Genomic DNA, 2,262 nt, shown 5'->3' with positions numbered 1-2,262 from the left:
TCCCTGATCAGATCGGGCACCGCGCCGCGCGAGCCGTCTAGGGTCTGGAAACCAAGCTCGTTTCCAGCGAAGGCGAGCCTTTCACTGCTCATGTCGAGCAGCGTCACGTCGAGCCCGGCGATGCGGGCGAAGATGGCGGTGCCGAGCCCGATCGGGCCGGCGCCGATGACCAGCGTGTGGGCGCCGGGGTCGGCGCGGGCGCGCCGCACGGCATGCGCGCCGATGGCCAGGAACTCGACGGCAGCGGCGTCGGCCAGCGAAAGGCCGTTGGCCGGATAGAGATTTTGCGCCGGCACCAGGATGCGTTCGCACATGGCGCCGTCGCGATGCACGCCAAGCACCTCGATCCTGACACAGCAATTGGGCTTGCCGTGCCGGCAGGCGATGCACTTGCCGCAGGAAAGATAGGGGTTGACGACGACGGGCTCACCAATGGCCAGTTCGACGCCTTCGCCGGTCTCCATCACGGTACCCGAGACCTCATGACCCATGATGCGGGGATAGGCGAGGAACGGGTGCTTGCCCTCGAAAATGTGGTAGTCGGTGCCGCAGATGCCGACATGGCTGACCGCCACCAGCGCCCAGCCGGGAGGCGGTGCCTCGGGTGCGGGCCGGTCTTCAAGGACAAGATCGCCGGGCGAACGGCAGAGGACGGCTTTCATGCGCTAATCCAGTCATGAAATCGCCGGCCCGTTGGTGTGGCGGACCGGCGGTTGATTGCGGGGTCGCTACTTGCCGCGGCGGCGCAGGCCGTCGAAGTAGACGATGATGATGATCAGCGCGCCGGTGATGATGCGCTGCCAGAACGAATTGACGTTGAGCAGGTTGGCGCCGTTGTTGATGGTGGCCAGGATGAAGGCGCCGAGCAGCGGCCCATGCACCGAGCCGACGGCGCCGAACAGCGAGGTGCCGCCGATGACCGACGACGCGATCGCCTGCAGTTCCCAGCCCTCGGCCTGCGTCGGGTTGCCGATGCCGATGCGGGCGGCCAGCAGCACGCCGACAAAGGCGGCGCACAGGCCCGACAGCGTGTAGGCCATGTAGATGGTGCGCTGGACATTGACGCCGGACAGGCGCGAGGCCTCGGCGTTGGAGCCGACCGAAAACAGGTATCTGCCCCAGCGGCTGTGGTGCAGGAAGATATAGGCCGGAATGCCGACCAGGATCACCATCCAGAACAGGTTGGGGATGCCGATGAAGGAATTGCGCGAGAAGGCGGTGAAGGTGTCGCTGTTGATGTTGATCGAATTGCCGTTGGTCATCAAAAGGCCGATGCCGCGCAGCGAGGTCAACGTCGCCAGCGTGATGATGAAGGGCGGCAGGCCCATCTTGACGATACCGAAGCCGTGGAACATGCCGATGGCGACACCGACCAGCAGCGTCACCAGAATGGCGAGCCAGATGGGGAAGCCGGCATTGATCATCATGGCCACGACCACGGTGGCGAAGCCGACCACGGCGCCGACCGACAGATCGATGCCGCCGGTGATGATGACGAAGGTCTGGCCGACCGCCATGATGGCGATCATCGAGCCCTGGCGCAGGAGATTGGCTATGTTGTTGGCCGAGGCGAAGCTCGTCGTCGTCACGGAGAGGAGGATCCAGAGCAGAACCAGCAGCGCCAATAGCGTCAGCCCGAACAGGACATTATAGTTGCGCTTCGGTTTTTCGACGGCGATCGCCTCGGTGCTCATATCTGTCCTCCCAACTTTTCTTGTTTCTCGGCGAGCGCCTGAGTGAGAATATCCTCGTGGCTGGCGGCGTGAAAACCGTGCGTCGCCACCAGTTTGCCGCGCCGGAACACATGCAGCGTATCGGCGAGTTCATAGACTTCCGGCAGATAGGACGAGATCAGGATGATGCCGGCGCCCTTTGACAAAAGCGCGCCGAACAGGCGGTAGATCTCGGCCTTGGTGCCGACATCGACGCCGACGGTCGGTTCGTCGAAGATGAACAGCTTGGCGCCGTGCGCCAGCCATTTGCCGATGACGATCTTCTGCTGGTTGCCGCCCGACAGGCTGGATGCCAGCGCGCCACGTGTCGGTGTCTTGATGCGCAGATCGGCGATCTGGCGATCGGCCTGCGTCTTCTCCTGCGTGCTCGAAATCAGCAGATTGTTCGAGATGCGCTTGTAGATCGGCAGGTTGAGGTTGAAGCCGACCGGCAGGTTGAGGCAGAGGCCCTGGTCGCGGCGGCTCTCCGGCGCCAGCGCCATGCCGAGCTTGATCGCGTCATGTTCGGAATTGACCTGTACCTCCTTGC

At 63.8% G+C, this 2,262-nt stretch carries 3 protein-coding genes; all 3 read right to left on the bottom strand.

The features are described from left to right. Positions 1-662: alcohol dehydrogenase catalytic domain-containing protein (locus EN884_RS33595; protein WP_164895336.1), on the bottom strand; the 662-nt coding region annotated here is incomplete at its 3' end. Between the two features lie 66 nt (positions 663-728). Beyond that, entirely contained in the window at positions 729-1,694 is a 966-nt protein-coding gene (locus tag EN884_RS33590; RefSeq protein ID WP_013529527.1) for an ABC transporter permease, read from the bottom strand. Continuing rightward, on the bottom strand, positions 1,691-2,262 hold a 572-nt coding region (locus EN884_RS33585; RefSeq protein ID WP_164895335.1), incomplete at its 5' end, for an ATP-binding cassette domain-containing protein. The genes EN884_RS33590 and EN884_RS33585, both read right to left, overlap by 4 nt.

Source organism: Mesorhizobium sp. M7A.F.Ca.AU.001.01.1.1, assembly GCF_004022735.1.
Lineage (GTDB): Bacteria > Pseudomonadota > Alphaproteobacteria > Rhizobiales > Rhizobiaceae > Mesorhizobium > Mesorhizobium ciceri.
Note: the sequence above shows the minus strand (reverse complement) of the source record. Positions and strands in the feature narration are given on the sequence as shown.